This is a genomic window from Capnocytophaga periodontitidis (assembly GCF_016126015.1).
Taxonomy (GTDB): Bacteria; Bacteroidota; Bacteroidia; order Flavobacteriales; family Flavobacteriaceae; genus Capnocytophaga; species Capnocytophaga periodontitidis.
In genome coordinates this window covers 74,638-91,860 of record NZ_JAEFDB010000006.1, presented here as the reverse complement: position 1 = coordinate 91,860, position 17,223 = coordinate 74,638, and the positions used below count along the sequence as shown (strand labels likewise).

The window sequence follows — 17,223 nt, the reverse complement described above, 5'->3', positions numbered from 1 at the left end:
ACAAAAAATCTATTAGCAGTAGTATATTGTTACCTGTTACTTGTTATTTTTTTCTCCCATTCTTCATAGAAAGTCGGTTTATATAGCGATAAGCTATTATCTTTTAGAGAAGTAAACACTTGTACAGTTTCTCCTGTACAAACCAAGTCATTGGCTTCATTGTAGATAAAATACTGAAAGATGAGTTTCGCTACATTGGAGGGAATATAGTGAGTTTCAATACGCAGGCGTTCGCCATAGCGCACCATTTTCTTGTGTTCGCATACGCTTTTTACAATAGGAGTTGCATAGCCTTCGCGCTCTACATCGAGGTAAGAAATACCGAATTTTCTGCCAAACGCTTCTCGTCCGTCTTCAAAATATTTGATGTAGTTGCCGTGCCACACAATACCAAGCGGGTCGGTTTCGCTAAAGCGTACCGTAATAATAAGACTCTCAGATAAATTCGCAGGTTTATACGTTTCTTTTGGCTTTGTCATAATAAATAGAGATAAGAATACAAGTGATGAAAAAGAGCAGTAAAGCTCCTATTTTAGGCAACAAACTACTCGCAGAGCCTCCTCTTAGTAATACCTCGTAGAAGGCTTGTAATCCCCAGTTCATAGGGGAAATATTAGAAAGCAATTGCATAATATGAGGCATTGCAAAGGTAGGTATCCACACACCACCAATGGCTGCAAAAAGCACTGTGAGGGTAGCTCCCAAGGGCGCTGATTGTTCTTGTGTTTTTGCTAAAGTCCCTAAGAGTACCCCCAATCCTATTGCCGAAAGTCCTGAGGCTATGGCGACTAACAGCAAGGGTAAAAGTTTACCTCCCACGTCCAACATTGGTAAGCCTAAGTAAGGAAATACGAACACGCCCATTACTACCATCAAAGCGAATTGTAGTAAGCTAATCATCAGAAAAACAATGATTTTAGCGGTGAGTAATGCCCAGTAGGGTAGGGGACTCGTGAAGAGTCGGAGTCCCGTGCCTTGTGTTTTTTCCTTTACAATACTCGCCGATAGCGGTATGGTAATGAAGAAGATAGCAAAGAGAGCCCACGCGGGTACGTTGTGCTGGGTAGCGTTGGGGATAGCAGCAGTAGCCGTATTAGGATTGATTTCTCTAAAACTCACTAATGCTTCAGTTTTTGGTAAACTCACTCCTTCCTCTAACTGACTCTCAAAGGCTTTATAAATATACTGATTTTCTATTTGGTATAGCAATTTGTCAATGCCACTCTTCACACTTTCTTTAAACGAAGTCTGTAAAGTAGGGTCAAAATAGAGGCGTATTTCTTTGGTAGTATAAGCCGTTTCAGTAGGCGTTACGGTCTCGCCTGCAAAAGTGCTGATAATCGTCTCAACATTCTGTTGCACTTTAGTTTGCAAGCTAGAGGAGAGTTCAGCAGGGATTACAATAGCCAGTAAGTAGTTGCCTTTCAGCACCTGCTCACGTACCATAGCTTCGCCTATAGGTTTTCCGTCCAGCGTTTTCACCATTTCGAAAGCACTTCCTTCTAAGCTCTTACTGATATTTTTGGCAATTTCACCGCCATCGTTGTCCACTAACAGAACAGCTGTTTTCTGCTCACTGATATTCTTAAAAGCCCCGTCCTGCAAAAGCGTAATGGTTACCACCAATAGCAATGGCATTGCAAAGAGAATGATAAGTGCCCCCACATCGCGCAACAGCAATAAGGCTTCTTTTTTTATAGATTGAAACATAATGGTTTGAATAGGGGGCAAAGATACAGATATTTTGCCAATTATTTCCCAATTTCTAAATCCTAATTCCTAAAATTTTTCGTCATTCATAATTATTTTGTACATTTGCGCCTTGATTTGCTGCTTTCTTAAACTTATATAACAAATGAAGAAATTTATTCTATTAGCTATAGCGTTCATCACCTTGCAGTCTTGCAGTGTAACTAATGTATTCACTTTTCATAACGATGGAACTATTTCCACTGATATGACCTTAGATATGAGCGAAATGCTCGCTATGGAAGCTAAAGCAAAACAAGGTGAAAATAGCCTGAGAAATGTGAATATGCCCAAATTTTCTAAAGAATGGCAATCGGTATATGACTTTCAAAAAAATATAGGTAGTAAGGATTCTATCTCAGAAGAAGAGGCTGATTTGTTCAAACGCTCTATGATTAAAGGACTGTTTAAAGACGATAAAGAAGTGGGATTTGAACTTCATTTTAGTCATTTTCCTCCTAAACAGTTCGCTTCTATCACTACTATTTTAGACAAAGGAAAGCAGAAAAACACTCCACTGCAATTGCCATCTTTTAAATGGGAAGGTAAAGAATTGCATATTGATATGAATGTTTTCGATTCCAAAAAAGATGATGAACAAGCAGAGCGTCTTGCACAAATGAAAAAAATGTTCAACATAGAGCTCAATAATACCCTTGTTTTTGAAAATAAAATAAAGAAAATAAAAGGCAAACATCCTTTTATTCAAAAAATAGATGCACACACTATAAAAATAGATGTAAATGCTCCAGAAGGCAAAAAGAAAAAGAAACGTGATAGTGAAATTGTAATTATAACAAAATAATTGTTATTTTCGTTTTTGAGGTAAAAGTAAAATAAGGAGATACGTTATTTTCGTTTTTAGCGAAAAAGTAAAATAAGAAGGTGCGTTATTTTCGTTTTTGGTGAAAAAGTAAAATAAGGAGAAGCCCCATTTTAATTGTTAATTGTTAATTGTTCATTGAAAAATGTTATACCATTTACTAGAAAATCTTGAAAAATATTACGACTTTCCAGGGTCGGGATTATATAAATACTTGTCGTTTCGTGCAGGTTTGGCTTTGATGCTCTCTCTGCTGATTTCCACTATTTATGGGAAACGCATTATCAGTTTCTTACAACGCAAACAGATAGGCGAAACGGTGCGCGATTTAGGTCTTAGCGGTCAGAATGAAAAAGCAGGAACACCTACAATGGGAGGGATTATCATCATCCTTGCAACTCTCATTCCCGTATTGCTCCTCGCAAAGTTAGATAATGTCTATACCTTGCTCCTCATCATCACAACTGTATGGATGGGAACTATTGGCTTTATCGACGACTATATCAAAACTTTCCGCAAAAATAAAGAGGGTCTTAAAGGGCGTTTTAAAGTATTAGGACAAGTAGGCTTGGGGATTATCGTAGGGGCAACTCTTTATTTCAATAGCAATGTAACTATTAAAAATGAAAAAACGGGTATTGGTCGTGCACGTACTGAAGTAGTTGCCCAAAACAATACCGATAATGTGGTCGTCCCCGAAGTAAAATCTACTAAAACTACCATTCCATTTGTAAAAAATAACGAGTTCGACTATGCCGACCTTATTGCGTGGACGGGTGATAACTATCACCACTATGTGTGGCTCATCTTTATCCCTATCGTCATTCTCATTGTTACTGCTGTTTCTAACGGCGCAAACCTTACCGATGGTATCGACGGACTGGCGGCGGGAAGCTCGGCAATTATAGTCCTGACTTTGGGTATTTTTGCTTGGATTTCAGGTAATATTATCTTCTCAGAATACCTCAATATTATGTATATTCCAAGAGTAGGAGAAATGACGGTGTTCATCGCTGCTTTTGCAGGGGCTTTGGTAGGTTTCTTATGGTACAACACCTATCCTGCTCAAGTGTTTATGGGCGATACGGGTAGTTTGACCATAGGAGGCATCATCGCTGTGATTGCTATCGCTGTACGCAAAGAATTGCTCATTCCTGTACTTTGCGGCATTTTCCTAATTGAAAACTTATCGGTGATACTACAAGTAGCCTATTTTAAATATACGAAGAAAAAATATGGCGAGGGCAAACGCATCTTTTTGATGTCGCCTTTGCATCACCATTATCAAAAAAGAGGCTATCACGAAAGCAAAATTGTAATGCGTTTCCTTATTGTAGGTATCTTTTTAGCAGTTATCAGTATAGTAACACTGAAAATTAGATAATCTTCAATCCTCAATTGCTAATTGTGGAATTAGATTCTCGTTAAACCATTTATACCGATTGATAATCATAATATGAGTGCCGTTCTTTACTACAACGGCATTTTTTATATACTGAATAGGAAAAACAGGGTCTTTGTCACCGTGAATGTGAATCGTGCGAGGTAAAGGCTCTTTTTGTTGCCAATTCACAATGCGATCTATCGACCAATCAAGGTAAGCAGGCGAACGCATCCCGATGTACTTTTCGTATAAGGCTATGCGCTTGCTCAGCACCTCAGAAAATGAAAATCGCTTCCAAAATTCTAAATTGCTAATAGTGCGTGTAGGTAATAACTTATGCAAATTTGTATAGCGCGCTAAAAGCATTTTCTTAGGTAGTTCGTATTGTGTTTTTACGCTCGATATAACTACCAACTTCCTATAATTGTTGTGTTGTTTAGCAATTTCTTGTACGATAATCCCTCCAAACGATACCCCCAATAGCACTGGCGACGGATCAGTAATTTCTTCAGCAATACGTCCTGCATAGTGCGCCAAACTCTCGTTTTTTTCAGGCGTAATCCAGTCTAATAAATGCACGCGATAGTTGTTCGGGAATTGTAAATGCTCAAAAATCTTAGGGCTGGCAGCCATTCCAGGCATTAAATAAATAGAAAGATTATCTTTTATATTCATTTGATATTGTTTTTTTACGAAAAATTAGTAACTTTGCAGCGAAATAATTTGGTAAGAACCTTACCTCTTATCTCTTTCCTAACAAAAGCAAAGTTACAACTTTTTGTTGAATAATACATATTACTAATTGAAAAACTAAAAAACGCAATACAATGGAAGTAATAGACAGTGAATTCTCACGCCAGTACCAAGCCAAAATCAATGGTGAACTTGCCTTTGTAGACTACGCTATACAAGAGCGCAAAATATTCTTTACCAAAACCTTATTGCCCGAAGCAACCGATGAAGCCCTTATTGATGAGTTCTTCAAAGGGGTCTTAGCGCTGGTAGCTCAAAAAAAATATAGGGTTGTGCCTGTATGTCCTGTAGCTATAGCTTTTTTTAAACGCAATAAGGAATATAAAGATGTATTACCCGCTGGCATCCGAATATAAAGTTGTTAATCATTAATTGTCAATTATATGAAAGCCGTATTTTTAGACCGCAATACGCTCTCCGAGCGTATAGATGTGGATATTCCTAAAGGGGTAGTACAATGGGTCGCATTCCAAAAAACTGCCCCCGACGAAATTGTTCAACGCCTTAAACCTGCTGATATAGCTATCGTAAACAAGGTGAAACTCGATGAGAGTATCCTCAGGCAGCTGCCTAACCTCAAGCTCATTCACCTCACCGCTACTGGTATGGATAATATCGATAAAGAAGCGGCCAAAGCATTGGGCATAGAAGTGAAAAATGTAGCTGGCTACTCTACCGAGAGTGTTACTGAACACTTTTTTATGATGTTGCTTTCAGCTATGCGCTCTCTCAAAACCTATCACGCAAATGTAAGCGATGGCACTTGGCAAAAAGATGGTCGCTTTTGTCTTACTGAGCCTCCAGTGTTTGAACTGCACGGCAAAACCTTAGGAATCATAGGCGTAGGTAATATCGGTAAAGCTATTAGCAAAGTAGCTGAAGCCTTTGGTATGAAAGTGCTATGGGCTGAACGACAAGGCAGAGTACCACGCAGCAAAGAATATACTGATTTTGATAAGGTATTAGCACAGAGTGATATTATCTCCCTCAACTGCCCGCTTACCCCTGAAACTAAACATTTAGTAAATGAAGAGTTTGTGTCTAAACTTCGCAAAAAACCGTTGCTCATCAATATGGCACGTGGGGCAATAGTCGATCCTCAAGCAGTATACGAAGCTATCGAAAGTAACCGTATTATGGGCTTTGCTACCGATGTGTTTGAAAGTGAACCTCCTTTGGCTACTGATCCTCTTCTAAAAATAACCGACCACCCTCGTGTGATTTATACCCCTCACGTAGCTTGGGCAAGTGAGTACGCACAAGATAAATTATGGCGTACCCTCAAACGCCAAGTTGAAGATTTTATAGTAAAATATAAGGCTGAACACAAACAAAATGAAAAAGCATAATTTTAGCGCTGGTCCCTCTATCTTAGCACCTGAGGTATTCCAAAAAGCCTCTCAGGCCTTGTTAGACTTTGAAGGAACTGGCTTATCAGTAGTAGAAATATCTCACCGCAGTCCAGAGTTTGTACGTGTGATAGAACGCGCTCGTGCATTGGCATTGGAAATCGCCGGATTGGACAATTCGTACACTACACTCTTCTTGCAAGGAGGTGCTAGTATCCAATTCTTGATGGTACCTTACAACCTCCTCGAAACCAAAGCTGCTTATATAGATACAGGTACTTGGGCTAACAAAGCACAAAAAGAAGCTGCTCTCTTTGGTAATGCCGAAGTAATTGCTTCCTCTAAAGCCGATGGTTATAAGTACATTCCAAAAAATGTGACTGTCCCTACAGATGCTAACTATCTGCACATCACTACCAATAATACAATTTATGGCACCGAATTTCACAGCTTGCCACAAACTGATATTCCTTTGGTAGCCGATATGAGTTCCGATATTTTCTCACGTCCGTTAGACTACAAGCAATTCAGTTTAATTTATGCAGGTTCACAGAAGAATTTAGGCGCTTCAGGGTCTACTTTGGTGATTGTGAAGAAGGATATATTGGGGAAGGTAAGCCGTAAACTACCTTCAATGATGGACTATCAGTTGCATATCAAAAACGATAGTATGTACAATACACCTTCTACTTTTGCAGTATATGTAAACCTATTGGTACTCGAGTGGATACAAGCACAAGGTGGATTGCAAGCTTTAGGCAAACGCAACCAAGCTAAAGCCGATTTGCTTTATGGAGAAATCGACCGCAACCCATTAGTAGTAGGCTATGCTAACAAAGAAGATCGCTCTCTAATGAATGTAGTGTTCAACCTCACTGACGAAAACACCAAAGAACGCTTTGATACTTTGTGTAAAGAAGCCAATATCAGTGGGATAAAAGGGCACCGCAGCGTAGGAGGCTATCGCGCTTCTATCTACAATGCTTTGCCTTTAGAAAGCGTACAAGTATTAGTGGATGTACTCAAAGAATTTGAACGCACAGCGTAATACATTTTTTTTAGTTGAAACAATAAAAGAGCCCCCAAAGAGCAAATACTCTTGGGGGCTTTTTATTTAATGAAAAAACTTATTTCACTTCAGTACCATTGGCAATGCCTTCGATATCAGGGTTGATGAAGGTGTATTTGCCTTCACTATTCTCTACCATTAGTATCATTCCTTGACTTTCTACACCGCGTAGTTTGCGAGGAGCAAGGTTTACCAATACGGTTACTTTTTTGCCAATAATCTCTTCAGGAGCAAAACTTTGCGCAATTCCTGAGACGATAGTGCGCTGGTCGATGCCCGTATCTACTTTTAAGATAAGAAGTTTATCAGCTTTAGGCATTTTCTCAGCTTCTAAAATAGTACCAATACGAATGTCCATTTTTGCAAAATCATCGTAACTGATGAGTTCTTTTTGTGGAGCAACAGTTACTTCGGTATTGGCTTGCGCTTCTTGTTTGTTAGCTAATTTGGTATTTTCTAAACGCTGTAATTGTTTTTCGATAGCAGTATCTTCAATTTTTTCAAAAAGAAGTTCCGCAGTACCAATGCGATGTCCTGCTTTTAGCAATTCGGTGGCATTTGTTTTTAGGTTCTCCCAAGTGATAGCGCCCAATTGCAACATACGTTTCAGTTTCTCGGATGTGAAAGGCAAGAAAGGTTCGCTGGCAACTGCCAAAGCAGTGGCAATTTGCAAAGCGACATACATTACTGTTTTTACGCGTTCAGGGTCGGTTTTGATGAGTTTCCAAGGCTCTTCATCGGCTAAATACTTATTGCCTAAACGCGCCATATTCATCAGTTCTTGTTGAGCTTCACGGAAACGGTAGCGCTCTAATGATTGTTCTATTTTCTCGGTAAGTTCTGTGATTTGGCGAAGTGTTTCGGAATCTATGTCGTTGAATTCTCCTGCAGCAGGTATAACTCCTTCGTAATATTTCTGCGTTAGCACAGCCACGCGATTGATAAAATTTCCAAAGATAGCTACAAGCTCGTTGTTGTTGCGCGCTTGGAAGTCTTTCCACGTAAAGTCGTTGTCTTTGGTTTCAGGAGCGTTGGCGGTAAGGGCATAGCGCAATACATCTTGCTGATTAGGAAAATCTTGCAAGTACTCGTGTAACCACACTGCCCAGTTTTTAGAGGTAGAGAGTTTGTTGCCTTCTAAGTTGAGAAACTCATTGGCAGGCACGTTAGTAGGCAATATATAGCTGCCTTCGGCTTTGAGCATTGCGGGAAAGATAATGCAGTGGAATACGATGTTATCTTTTCCTATGAAGTGCACTAATTCAGTGTTTTTATCTTGCCAATAAGGACGCCAATCTTTGCCTTCGCGTTCAGCCCATTCTTTAGTAGATGAGATATAACCGATAGGCGCATCAAACCACACGTAGAGCACTTTACCATCAGCACCTTCTATGGGTACGGGAATTCCCCAATCGAGGTCGCGGGTTACAGCACGCGGTTTGAGTTCGTCATCTAACCAACTTTTCACCTGCCCATATACATTAGGTTTCCAATCGGATTTGTGACCTTCTAATATCCATTTTTCCAAAAACTCTTGGTAGCGATTGAGGGGCAAAAACCAGTGTTTGGTAGCTTTTAGCGTAGGTTTGCTACCAGTGATTGACGATTTAGGGTCGATAAGGTCGGTAGCGTTGAGCGAACTACCACAACGCTCACATTGGTCGCCATAAGCCTCGGGGTTGCCACATTTTGGGCAAGTACCAATCACAAAGCGGTCGGCAAGGAATTGATGCGCTTCTTCGTCGTAGAGTTGTTCGGATATTTCTTCGATAAAATCACCTTGTTCATATAGTTTTTTGAAGAAATCGGAAGCTGTTTGGTGATGAATAGGGGCAGAAGTGCGCGAATAATTATCGAATGAAATGCCAAAATCGGCAAATGATTGCTTGATAATTGCGTGGTATTTATCGATAATAGCCTGAGGGGTAGTACCTTCTTTTTTAGCTTTAATAGAGATTGCTACTCCGTGTTCATCACTTCCGCAAATAAAGGCTACATCGTTGTTTTTCAATCGTTGATAGCGTGCAAAAATATCGGCGGGCACATATACTCCCGCCAAGTGACCAATGTGGATAGGTCCATTGGTATAGGGTAAAGCCGCTGTAATGGTATAACGTTTAGACATTTTTTGAGTTTTGAATTACAAGTCGCAAAATTACGAATAATTTGTCAATTAGCCAATTTGTCAATTTGTCAATTGTTAGTATTTTTCATAGAAAGGGGTGTTGATATCAAAGATTTCGCGCAATAGTTCTTCGGTGTATTCACTGTACAAAGCCAGAGTTTGAGCGGTTACATCATAGTCTTTTACCTTGTCGAAATAGGTATGGAATGGCAAGAGACCTTTTTGCAAACGCTTGAATGATAGGTTAGCAACTATCATTTTTTCATTGATATTTAAGTGCTTAGTAATCATATAAGCATAAGTGAGCAGCTGGAATGCTTTGCCGTACTTAATATCGGTAATGAGGTTATTCCAATCTTTGATGCGCACATCGGTTTCTTCTACAATACCCGTTTTGTAGTCGATAATGTGCAACACCCCATTGCGTCTGTCTACACGGTCGATAATCCCCTTGAAATAGATAGGGAAGGGGAGGTGAGGAGCTTGGAAAGGTATCTTTATTTTCTGTTCTAAATACAGAGGAATAATTTCGGTACCACTCTTTATTTCGTTGAGTTCTAAGGCTAAAAAACTGTGTATGTACTTTTCTATCACATTGAAGATGAGCCAGTTTTTGCCCGTTCTGAAATCAGTACTTCGGTACTCTTCTTCAAAGCGTTTTTCGATAGTAGGGAGTACCAAAAGTTGCATTTTTTTGATGTGCTCTTCAGTGAGTATTTCGTTTAAGAAAGGTGTGTACAAATCTTCCAAAGTACCGTGAACGATATTTCCAAAAGTACGAGCTTCAACAGTTTCTTCTACCTCTTTTTCTTCGTATATGTGCAGTACTTGTTGCTCGTAGAAAGTGAGCGGATTGCGGATGTAAGTAGTTAATGCTGAAGGTGAAATGCCTTGCTCGGCAAGGGTTTTTAGCGCATCGATTACAGCGGTTGTTTTTTCGATGTTGAGCGGTCGCAGTACTGCTGGATATACTTCAGGAGCTTTGATTTGGTGTATTACCTTGTGGGTAGGGATTTTCTCAGCTAACAATTGGAGGATAAACCTACTTTTCTCTTTGCTTTTCAGGCTGTCCATCTCAGTGTCGTAAAACAAGTGTACTTGCTTGGCGCGCTGCAAAATGCGGTAGAAGTTATAGCTATACACGGCATCTCGTTCCTTGAAAGTAGGCAGTTCTAACACGTGTTTCACATCGTAAGGAATAAGTGAATCACCACTTTTGCCTAACGGAAGTACCCCTTCGTTTACTGAGGTGATAATCACGCGGTCGAAATCCAAACTACGGCTTTCCAGCACCCCCATCACTTGCAAGCCTTCCAAAGGCTCACCGCGGAAATTGAGTGAACTCTTCTGTAAGACATCTAAATAGAAATGATAAAGTGTTTTCACCGAATCGATATAGCCGTATTGTTCTTGCAACTGCTTCAACTGATTGAATAACTGAAAGAAACGATAAGCATACTCTTGAGTGAGTAGGTGAGTATTGCTTTCAGGGTCGATTTGTGCTTTTAGGCGATAGATAAGCGTAATAGCATTGTCGATAAGGGTAGTGATGAGTGCTTTGCCTTTGGCATCGGGAAATAGCAAAGTAAGCATTTCGTGTTCGGTTTCATCTACCGACTCGAATAGCTTTTTACGAGTGATATAGGTGAGGTTGTGCGTTTTGATATGCTGTGAAATATTGCGCACTACTTCTTCTTTTAGCAAGGTGTGCAAGAAAGGTTGAGAGAGCAGGTTCAGTATATCTTTATGGTAAAAACTTTTGGAGAGATGCAATCGAAAATAGGCAACAAAAAGGTCGTTGAGAGGCGTTTGCTGCAAAGGGTAGCCCATCGTGATGTTCACACTTGTTTTGGGTTGTACGGCTTGTAGCACGGGGATGAGCAGATTCTCATCAGCGATGATGAGGGCGGTTTTTTCTAATTCATTTGAAGGAGTGTTTTTAAGTAGTTCGGCTACACTATGTGCCTGATTGATGCTTTTGGGTACTCCCGTGAGATAGAGTTCTTTTTCTTTTTCGTAATTGCTTTGTATGAACTTAGGTTTATGGGTTTGGTAATAGCGCCAACTGTTAGTATATTTGCGCAAGAAGAACCCTGCATCGTGAGTAGGATTGTTCAAAAAATAAGTATCGCCATCCCAATAAATTTCACCGCCTATATCCATTAATATAGATTGAATCACGTGCTGTTCGGCTTTGGAAAGGGCGTTGAAACCGACGAATATATGAATGCTATTGCTGTGTGTTTGCAGGTATTCGGGGAGTTTTTCAACAGCTTTTTTAGCGATGAAACCGCCATAACCTTTACCCATTTCGGTGAGTTTGTTGTTGAGAGCGAAATAGTAATCGCCGAGGCTATTCCAGAAAGCTAAGTGCTTTTTCTGCATCTCACTAAGCTCATCCATACCCGACCAGTGTTCGGCTTCTTTGAGGGCGTGGATATAAGGAAAAATCTTATCGGGGTTTACCAAATATTGGTCGATTTCGCTAAAATCTTTGAGGGCTGTTTGTCCCCAGCTGAGAAACTCTTCAAAACTATCGGGGGTGTCTTTACAAGTTTTTGTGTAGCAATCGTAAAACTCAAAAAGCAAAGGCAAGTTACTGATAGGTTGTACCCCCGAAATACGCGTAAATAGGTCGGCTATACCTATGAACTCAGGGGCAATTGTAGCGTGCCTTACTTGCTCGGCAAAGTGTTTTTTGAGGAAGAGCGCAGGGCGTTTTCCCGTAGTAACGAACACAAGGCGGTCTATCTTATCAGGATAGTTTTCTAAAACATCGGTAATAACTTCTTGTAAATAACTCATAATCAATTAACAATTAACAATTAACAATTAACAATTAACAATTTGTCCTCTACATACCTAACAGTGAGCACTCGTTAGCTTTCCTGAAAGGGGACAATTTGTAAATTGGCGTTGTATAAAGTTTTTTATATTTTAATTTCTGAATTCTAAGAAAGATGGGTGAGAGCGGTGGTTGTTTTGATGGTTGTTGTTATTTCTCTTTCTATTTCTCTTTTTGTTTTTAGAGTTGGATAGTATTATTAAACCTATAAAAGCTAATAAAAGGAGTACTCCAAAACCAATACAAGCTATTTTGGCAAATAAGGACATATCACTTTCTTCATAGGCAGCAAACAAAAGGATTGCCGCAAAGCCAAGTATTGCCATTGGAATAGTGATACGAAAAAGTACAATCCCCAACATTTGCTTATAACGCGTCATATTTTTACCCAAGGCATAAAGCACAATTCCCACAAGGAGAAAATCAAAAAACAAGGCAAAGAAAACCATTATTGATAGCATTTTATAGAATCCCCTTTTATCTGCTATAAACACATTTCCTGTAGAGGGATTGTAGTTTACTTTGCAATACATTGCTTCCCCCTTGTAGGAATATAAACTATTGTAATGCACAACTTCCTTTGTAATCGTATCTCCTTGAGTTGTGACCAACTGAACAATAGGGAGTTTTACGGTTATTTCGTAATGGTTACCATCGTCGTCATTCCTCTCTCTCGTTTCGTAGGTGAAATCTACTATTTTAGCGTTGTAAATTTCACTTTGGTATAGGTCTTTAACATATTCAAAAACAGTTATAGGGAGCAATATTCCAGCCAAAGTAATGGGGGATACTATTGCAAAAGTGATAAGATAAGTAAAAATACCTGATTGAGGGCGAAATCGCTTTACAAAGTAATAAGTGAGAATAATTGCTATTAAAAGAAGTATGTAGATAATAGAAGAGCCCATAATTTTCTAATTTTCACATTTTCTAATTTCCTCATTTTTTCAACAACCGCACTCCCATATAGCCTAAAGGCAATGCCATAACTCCCAAATAGAAAGCGTGGTGTATCACTATCTCAGGGGCATAAACTACTACGACCGTTAAGCCAAAGAGTGCCCCCCCTAAGTGAGCTGCGTGCCCTAAGTTGTCACCTTTTTGTGGGTTGAACATCATAAATACCGAATAGCCAAAATACAATGCTCCAAAGAGCCAACCCGGTAAGAAGTTTACACTCAATGTTTTAGGATATAGAGCAATAGCGGCAAAGATAATCCCCGATACAGCTCCTGAAGCTCCTATGGCAGAGTAATAGGGTTGATGTTTATAGATACGCAAACTAAAGATACTCCCCAGTAGCATTGAGCCAAAATAGATGAGCAAGAATAGTAGGTTACCCATAGAACCGATAATCACATCTTGAAAGAAATAGAGTGAAACCATATTAAGAATGAGATGTTGCCAATCGGCATGGAGGAAACCAGAAGATAACAGACGCACATAATCGCCTTTTTGCACCGCTCCTACATTAAATTTGTAGCGGTTGAAGAAAGTAGGGTTGTTGAAACCGTGATAACTTATTGCAATTGTAGCAACAAGAATAATGATAAAAGTGATATTCATAAGTTTTGTATTTTTAAATCCATAATAAAATAGTGAGTACTACTATAAGAATGAGTGCTAATGGCGAGATGAAACGCAACCACTGTTTGTAGTTGATATTTACCATTGCCAATGAAGGCAATATCAGTCCGGTAGGGGTGATAAAAGCCATTATCCCCATTCCAAAAAGGTAGGCACTCACCACACTGTGACCTTCTACTCCCACAACCGAAGCCAATGAGCCTATAATAGGCATCGTCAGCACTGCCATTCCTGAGGAGGAAGCTATAAACAAACTGAGTAGCCCAAAAATAAGCATTAACATTGGCAGAAAGACCATTGGCGACATTCCTTGTACAAGGTCGGTAGCGTAATGCAAAATAGTACCTGATATTTGTCCGTCATTCAATATAAACGATACTCCTCTGGCTATCCCAATGATAAAAGCAACGCCCAATAAATCACGAGCTCCTGCCATAAATTGAGTAATAAATTGCTGTTCACTACAGCGTTGCAACAATGCAATAGCAATGGCTGCTACCAAAAAGAGTGCAGTCATATCCATAAAATCCCATTCCCACTGCGATACGCCTATGATCATAATTACAAATGAGAGTGCAAATACTAAGAGCTCTATTTTGGTAGAAAGTTTGAGTGAAGTGGTAGGTTCGGAGCTGTTAGAAGCGTATATTTCGGGGATGGCTACTCCATATACAATTGATTTTTCGGGATGTTTGCGTACTTTTTCGGCGTAGTGGATAATATAAATAATGCTTATCACAATACATAAAACCAAAGCTATGATGCGAATACTCAATCCTGATGTCCAATCTACTCCAGCGGCATCGGAAGCGATAATCACTGCAAATGGATTGGTAGTTGATGCCAATGTACCTATGTTAGCACCTATGTAGATTACAGCCAACGGTACCATTAGGTCGTAGCCTGCTGCCAAAAAAATAGGAACTATCATAGGGTAGAATACAAAAGTTTCTTCGGCTAAGCCAAAAGATGTTCCTCCTAATGCTAAAAGTGTAGTGAGCAGAATGATGAGGAGCCCCTCACGCCCTTTGAGTTTGTGCGCCAAATAACCAACTCCCATATTTAGAGCTCCCGAACTGTTGAAAACCCCTATAAAGCCCCCTAATACTAACACGAACAATATAATATCAATAGTGTCGTAAATCCCTTTGATAGGGGCAAAGAGCACGGATTTAACGCCTTGATGATGTGGTTTGCTCTGTACATACGTATTGGGAATTGAGATAGGTTTGCGTATTTTCTCCTCTTTGAATTTGCTCAACTGAATATTGATACCCAGATGATTGAGCTGTTCTTGTGTAGCAGGTAGCACATAAATACTATCGGAAGTGTGAATTATAAAAGAATCGTTAGCTTTGTTATATTGTAAAGTGTTATAAGTTCCTGAAGGCAATAAAAAAGTAAGGCTGGCAGCTAAAATAATTACCAGCATTAGTACCGTATAGGGAGTAGGGAATTTTAATTTTTTCATTGGTTTGCTACATTGATTACTTCTTCAATGAAGTGTAATACAAAATCGCTGTTTTTCAGTTCGTAACTGAGACTTATAGGAGTGATAGTTCCTGTTATTAGTTGCCAATTTTCGTCACGTGTTCTAACTACATCAGTAGAAGTAATGGTTACTACTCCATTTTGTATAGCAATATGCTGAAGTTCATAAAGTCGCCATTCTTCTTCACGGGGATTGGTAAAGAATGTTTTTTCAAATAGAATCTTTGTATCGGCAATTTCATAACGACTTTGTAGTTTATTCTCTTCATTGATTCCCGTAGTAAATACACTAAAACCACCACCTTCTTCAGCAGAGGGAATTATATGCCCTTCGTTATCATATTGAGTAGCATCTAAGTCATACAGCTTTCCCTTTTCTGTTGCAAATGTAATACTACTCCAGTGTTTTTCTCGTCTATGTAAGAGTACTTGCTTAGTATGCAAATCGTAAATAGTTTTAATCCACACCTTATCCGATGGATATTGTGCCAAGAAGCAGAGGTGTTGAAGTTTATCGCTTGAAAGCACTTCGAAAGATAGTTCACTATAGTCAGGTTTTACTTGTACATTGTAAAGAGGTAGGGGATAAGGATCACCATAAGGGTTTTCGTCATAATAGAATTGATGTGTATCAGGATCATAATCCAAACACGCAAAGTTTTCCTCTTCTATACCTCCTAATACTACTGAAAACCAATCAAAACCACCTATTTCTACCCTGCAATAATACAAATCTATTACTGTAGGGATAGGCTTAAAGCCATACGCCAAGGCTGCTTCACGAATAAAATCAGTAAGTTCTTTGGTATAGCCAAGATACAAAAATCCCCAAAGGAATTCAGGCATTTCTTCTTCCTCTGGGTTATTAAAAGTAGAGAGCTGCTCGCAGAGGGTTTGTATAGCTTCTGCGAGGTAGGACTGTTTATCAGTGGCTTGGTCAGCTTTTTCTAATTTAGCCAAGAAAGCCTCCAAATATGTGTTACAATCGGTTATATTTTCTTCAGTATAGTAACGGTCTTCCTCAATAGTTGTTGAGAGTTCTGCACGCATTTGCGCAATGATTTGGTCTTTTTGAGTAATGAGTGAGGTCATTTCTTTTATTTTACGATTGTTTGGCATAACAACTATAACACAAAGGCGTTGCTACGGTTACTTTTTTCTCTTCACCACAACAATGACAGTATTTTTCCTCATAAAAACGATTGCCGTACTTCGCCCACTCTTGATAACAGCTCTCGCATAAAGGCATCAATGGGTTAAAGGGAATCTCGGTATGACAATGAATACAATGTCCTTTTTTTTCTTGTGAAGCAGCTTGAGCAATGGGTTGTACTGTTTCTTGTGGAGTAGCTTGTGGCGCTTCCTCTTGTACTGTTTTTTCAGGAGTAGGTTCAGGTTCTATAGGCAGTCTGTTATCGGTATTTGTATAGTTTTCGGGTACAAAAGAAGAGTAACGTATAGGTTTTACGGCTCTGTTAGACAATACATCATTTACTAAATCCAAATGTACGGTAGAGCCTACGTAATCTTTTGCCAAACCTAAAAACTTCTTGTTGTAGTTAGGGCGTTTGGCAAAGACAGTGTAACCACTGTCGAGTACACTCATAATGGTATTTTTGGAAGTCTCGAAGAAGTTGTTTTTGTTCACAAGGTCGGTGAGGGCTTTTTCGGCAAGTACGCCAAACTCTACTTTGTTTTCCAGCGAGTAATCCAGCAAGTTCATAGAGGTAATCACCGATTGTTTCTCGTTAGCATAATATTGTCCGTGTAACTGTGGAATATACACCATTGTGATATTCGGGAAGTTCAAGAAGTACTCAATATCTTCACGCTTAAAGTTATCATCTCCGTTGGAAGAAGTTTTTCCAAACCCAATAAGTATATGCAGTTTGGAGTTGTTTAAAAGCTGTTTAAAGATATTATCTTTGAGGTAATCACCTAACTGAATATAAGGTGAAATGATGATAAGCTCCTTTTCTGCCTTAAAAAGAGTGTCGTAAATAGTGTCGGATAGCGGTTTTCCTGTTAAAAAATCCATAGTATATTTT

Annotated in this window: 15 protein-coding genes; 5 read left to right on the top strand and 10 right to left on the bottom strand. The window is 39.3% G+C overall.

Translation table 11 applies throughout. The annotated features are described in order from the left end of the window. Positions 1-29: 29 nt before the first annotated feature. Complete coding sequence (locus I7X29_RS09875) at positions 30-479, bottom strand: acyl-CoA thioesterase (protein WP_198467090.1); 450 nt, start codon at positions 477-479, stop codon at positions 30-32. After that, entirely contained in the window at positions 454-1,710 is a 1,257-nt protein-coding gene (locus tag I7X29_RS09870; RefSeq protein ID WP_198467089.1) for an ABC transporter permease, read from the bottom strand. The genes I7X29_RS09875 and I7X29_RS09870 overlap by 26 nt, the downstream gene beginning before the upstream one ends. 145 nt (positions 1,711-1,855) lie before the next feature. On the opposite strand from I7X29_RS09870, the gene I7X29_RS09865 reads away from it, so the two are divergent. After that, entirely contained in the window at positions 1,856-2,554 is a 699-nt protein-coding gene (locus tag I7X29_RS09865; RefSeq protein ID WP_198467088.1) for a hypothetical protein, read from the top strand. A gap of 163 nt (positions 2,555-2,717) precedes the next feature. After that, positions 2,718-3,956 (top strand): phospho-N-acetylmuramoyl-pentapeptide-transferase, encoded by a 1,239-nt coding sequence (gene mraY, locus I7X29_RS09860; RefSeq protein WP_088594705.1) that lies wholly within the window; start codon positions 2,718-2,720, stop codon positions 3,954-3,956. A gap of 3 nt (positions 3,957-3,959) precedes the next feature. Here mraY and I7X29_RS09855 read toward each other — a convergent pair whose 3' ends face one another. Further along, positions 3,960-4,631, bottom strand: a complete 672-nt coding sequence (locus I7X29_RS09855) for an alpha/beta fold hydrolase (RefSeq protein WP_198467087.1) — start codon at positions 4,629-4,631, stop codon at positions 3,960-3,962. A gap of 152 nt (positions 4,632-4,783) precedes the next feature. Here I7X29_RS09855 and I7X29_RS09850 point away from each other — a divergent pair, with 152 nt between their 5' ends. The 3 genes from I7X29_RS09850 to serC are packed head-to-tail and all read left to right on the top strand — an operon-like array spanning position 4,784 to position 7,106. Then, complete coding sequence (locus tag I7X29_RS09850) at positions 4,784-5,065, top strand: GNAT family N-acetyltransferase (protein WP_009412912.1); 282 nt, start codon at positions 4,784-4,786, stop codon at positions 5,063-5,065. A 27-nt stretch (positions 5,066-5,092) separates the two neighbouring features. Further along, on the top strand, positions 5,093-6,058 hold the full coding sequence (locus I7X29_RS09845; RefSeq protein ID WP_198467086.1) for a D-2-hydroxyacid dehydrogenase: 966 nt from the start codon (positions 5,093-5,095) through the stop codon (positions 6,056-6,058). Continuing rightward, positions 6,045-7,106 (top strand): 3-phosphoserine/phosphohydroxythreonine transaminase, encoded by a 1,062-nt coding sequence (gene serC, locus I7X29_RS09840; protein ID WP_198474403.1) that lies wholly within the window; start codon positions 6,045-6,047, stop codon positions 7,104-7,106. Before I7X29_RS09845 ends, serC begins: the two co-directional genes overlap by 14 nt. A 79-nt stretch (positions 7,107-7,185) precedes the next feature. Here the strand turns inward: serC and metG are convergent, their stop codons facing one another. The 7 genes from metG to I7X29_RS09805 all read right to left on the bottom strand — a co-directional run bounded on the left by metG (position 7,186) and on the right by I7X29_RS09805 (position 17,213). Then, positions 7,186-9,252, bottom strand: a complete 2,067-nt coding sequence (gene metG / locus I7X29_RS09835) for a methionine--tRNA ligase (protein ID WP_198474401.1) — start codon at positions 9,250-9,252, stop codon at positions 7,186-7,188. Positions 9,253-9,327: 75 nt separating this feature from the next. Next, the gene (locus I7X29_RS09830) at positions 9,328-12,057 is read right to left on the bottom strand and encodes a PD-(D/E)XK nuclease family protein (RefSeq protein ID WP_198474399.1); all 2,730 of its coding nucleotides are present in this window, start codon (positions 12,055-12,057) and stop codon (positions 9,328-9,330) included. A 132-nt stretch (positions 12,058-12,189) separates the two neighbouring features. After that, positions 12,190-13,005 (bottom strand): hypothetical protein, encoded by an 816-nt coding sequence (locus I7X29_RS09825; protein ID WP_198474397.1) that lies wholly within the window; start codon positions 13,003-13,005, stop codon positions 12,190-12,192. Positions 13,006-13,036: 31 nt separating this feature from the next. Next, entirely contained in the window at positions 13,037-13,663 is a 627-nt protein-coding gene (locus I7X29_RS09820) for a rhomboid family intramembrane serine protease (protein WP_198474395.1), read from the bottom strand. A gap of 13 nt (positions 13,664-13,676) precedes the next feature. Further along, positions 13,677-15,155, bottom strand: coding sequence for a YfcC family protein (locus I7X29_RS09815; RefSeq protein ID WP_198474393.1), 1,479 nt, complete (start codon positions 15,153-15,155; stop codon positions 13,677-13,679). After that, on the bottom strand, positions 15,152-16,267 hold the full coding sequence (locus I7X29_RS09810) for a hypothetical protein (protein WP_198474391.1): 1,116 nt from the start codon (positions 16,265-16,267) through the stop codon (positions 15,152-15,154). The genes I7X29_RS09815 and I7X29_RS09810 overlap by 4 nt, the downstream gene beginning before the upstream one ends. Before the next feature lie 10 nt (positions 16,268-16,277). Continuing rightward, positions 16,278-17,213: a phospholipase D-like domain-containing protein gene (locus I7X29_RS09805; protein ID WP_198474389.1), complete on the bottom strand. Its 936-nt coding sequence runs from the start codon at positions 17,211-17,213 to the stop codon at positions 16,278-16,280. Between the last annotated feature and the right edge of the window lie 10 nt (positions 17,214-17,223).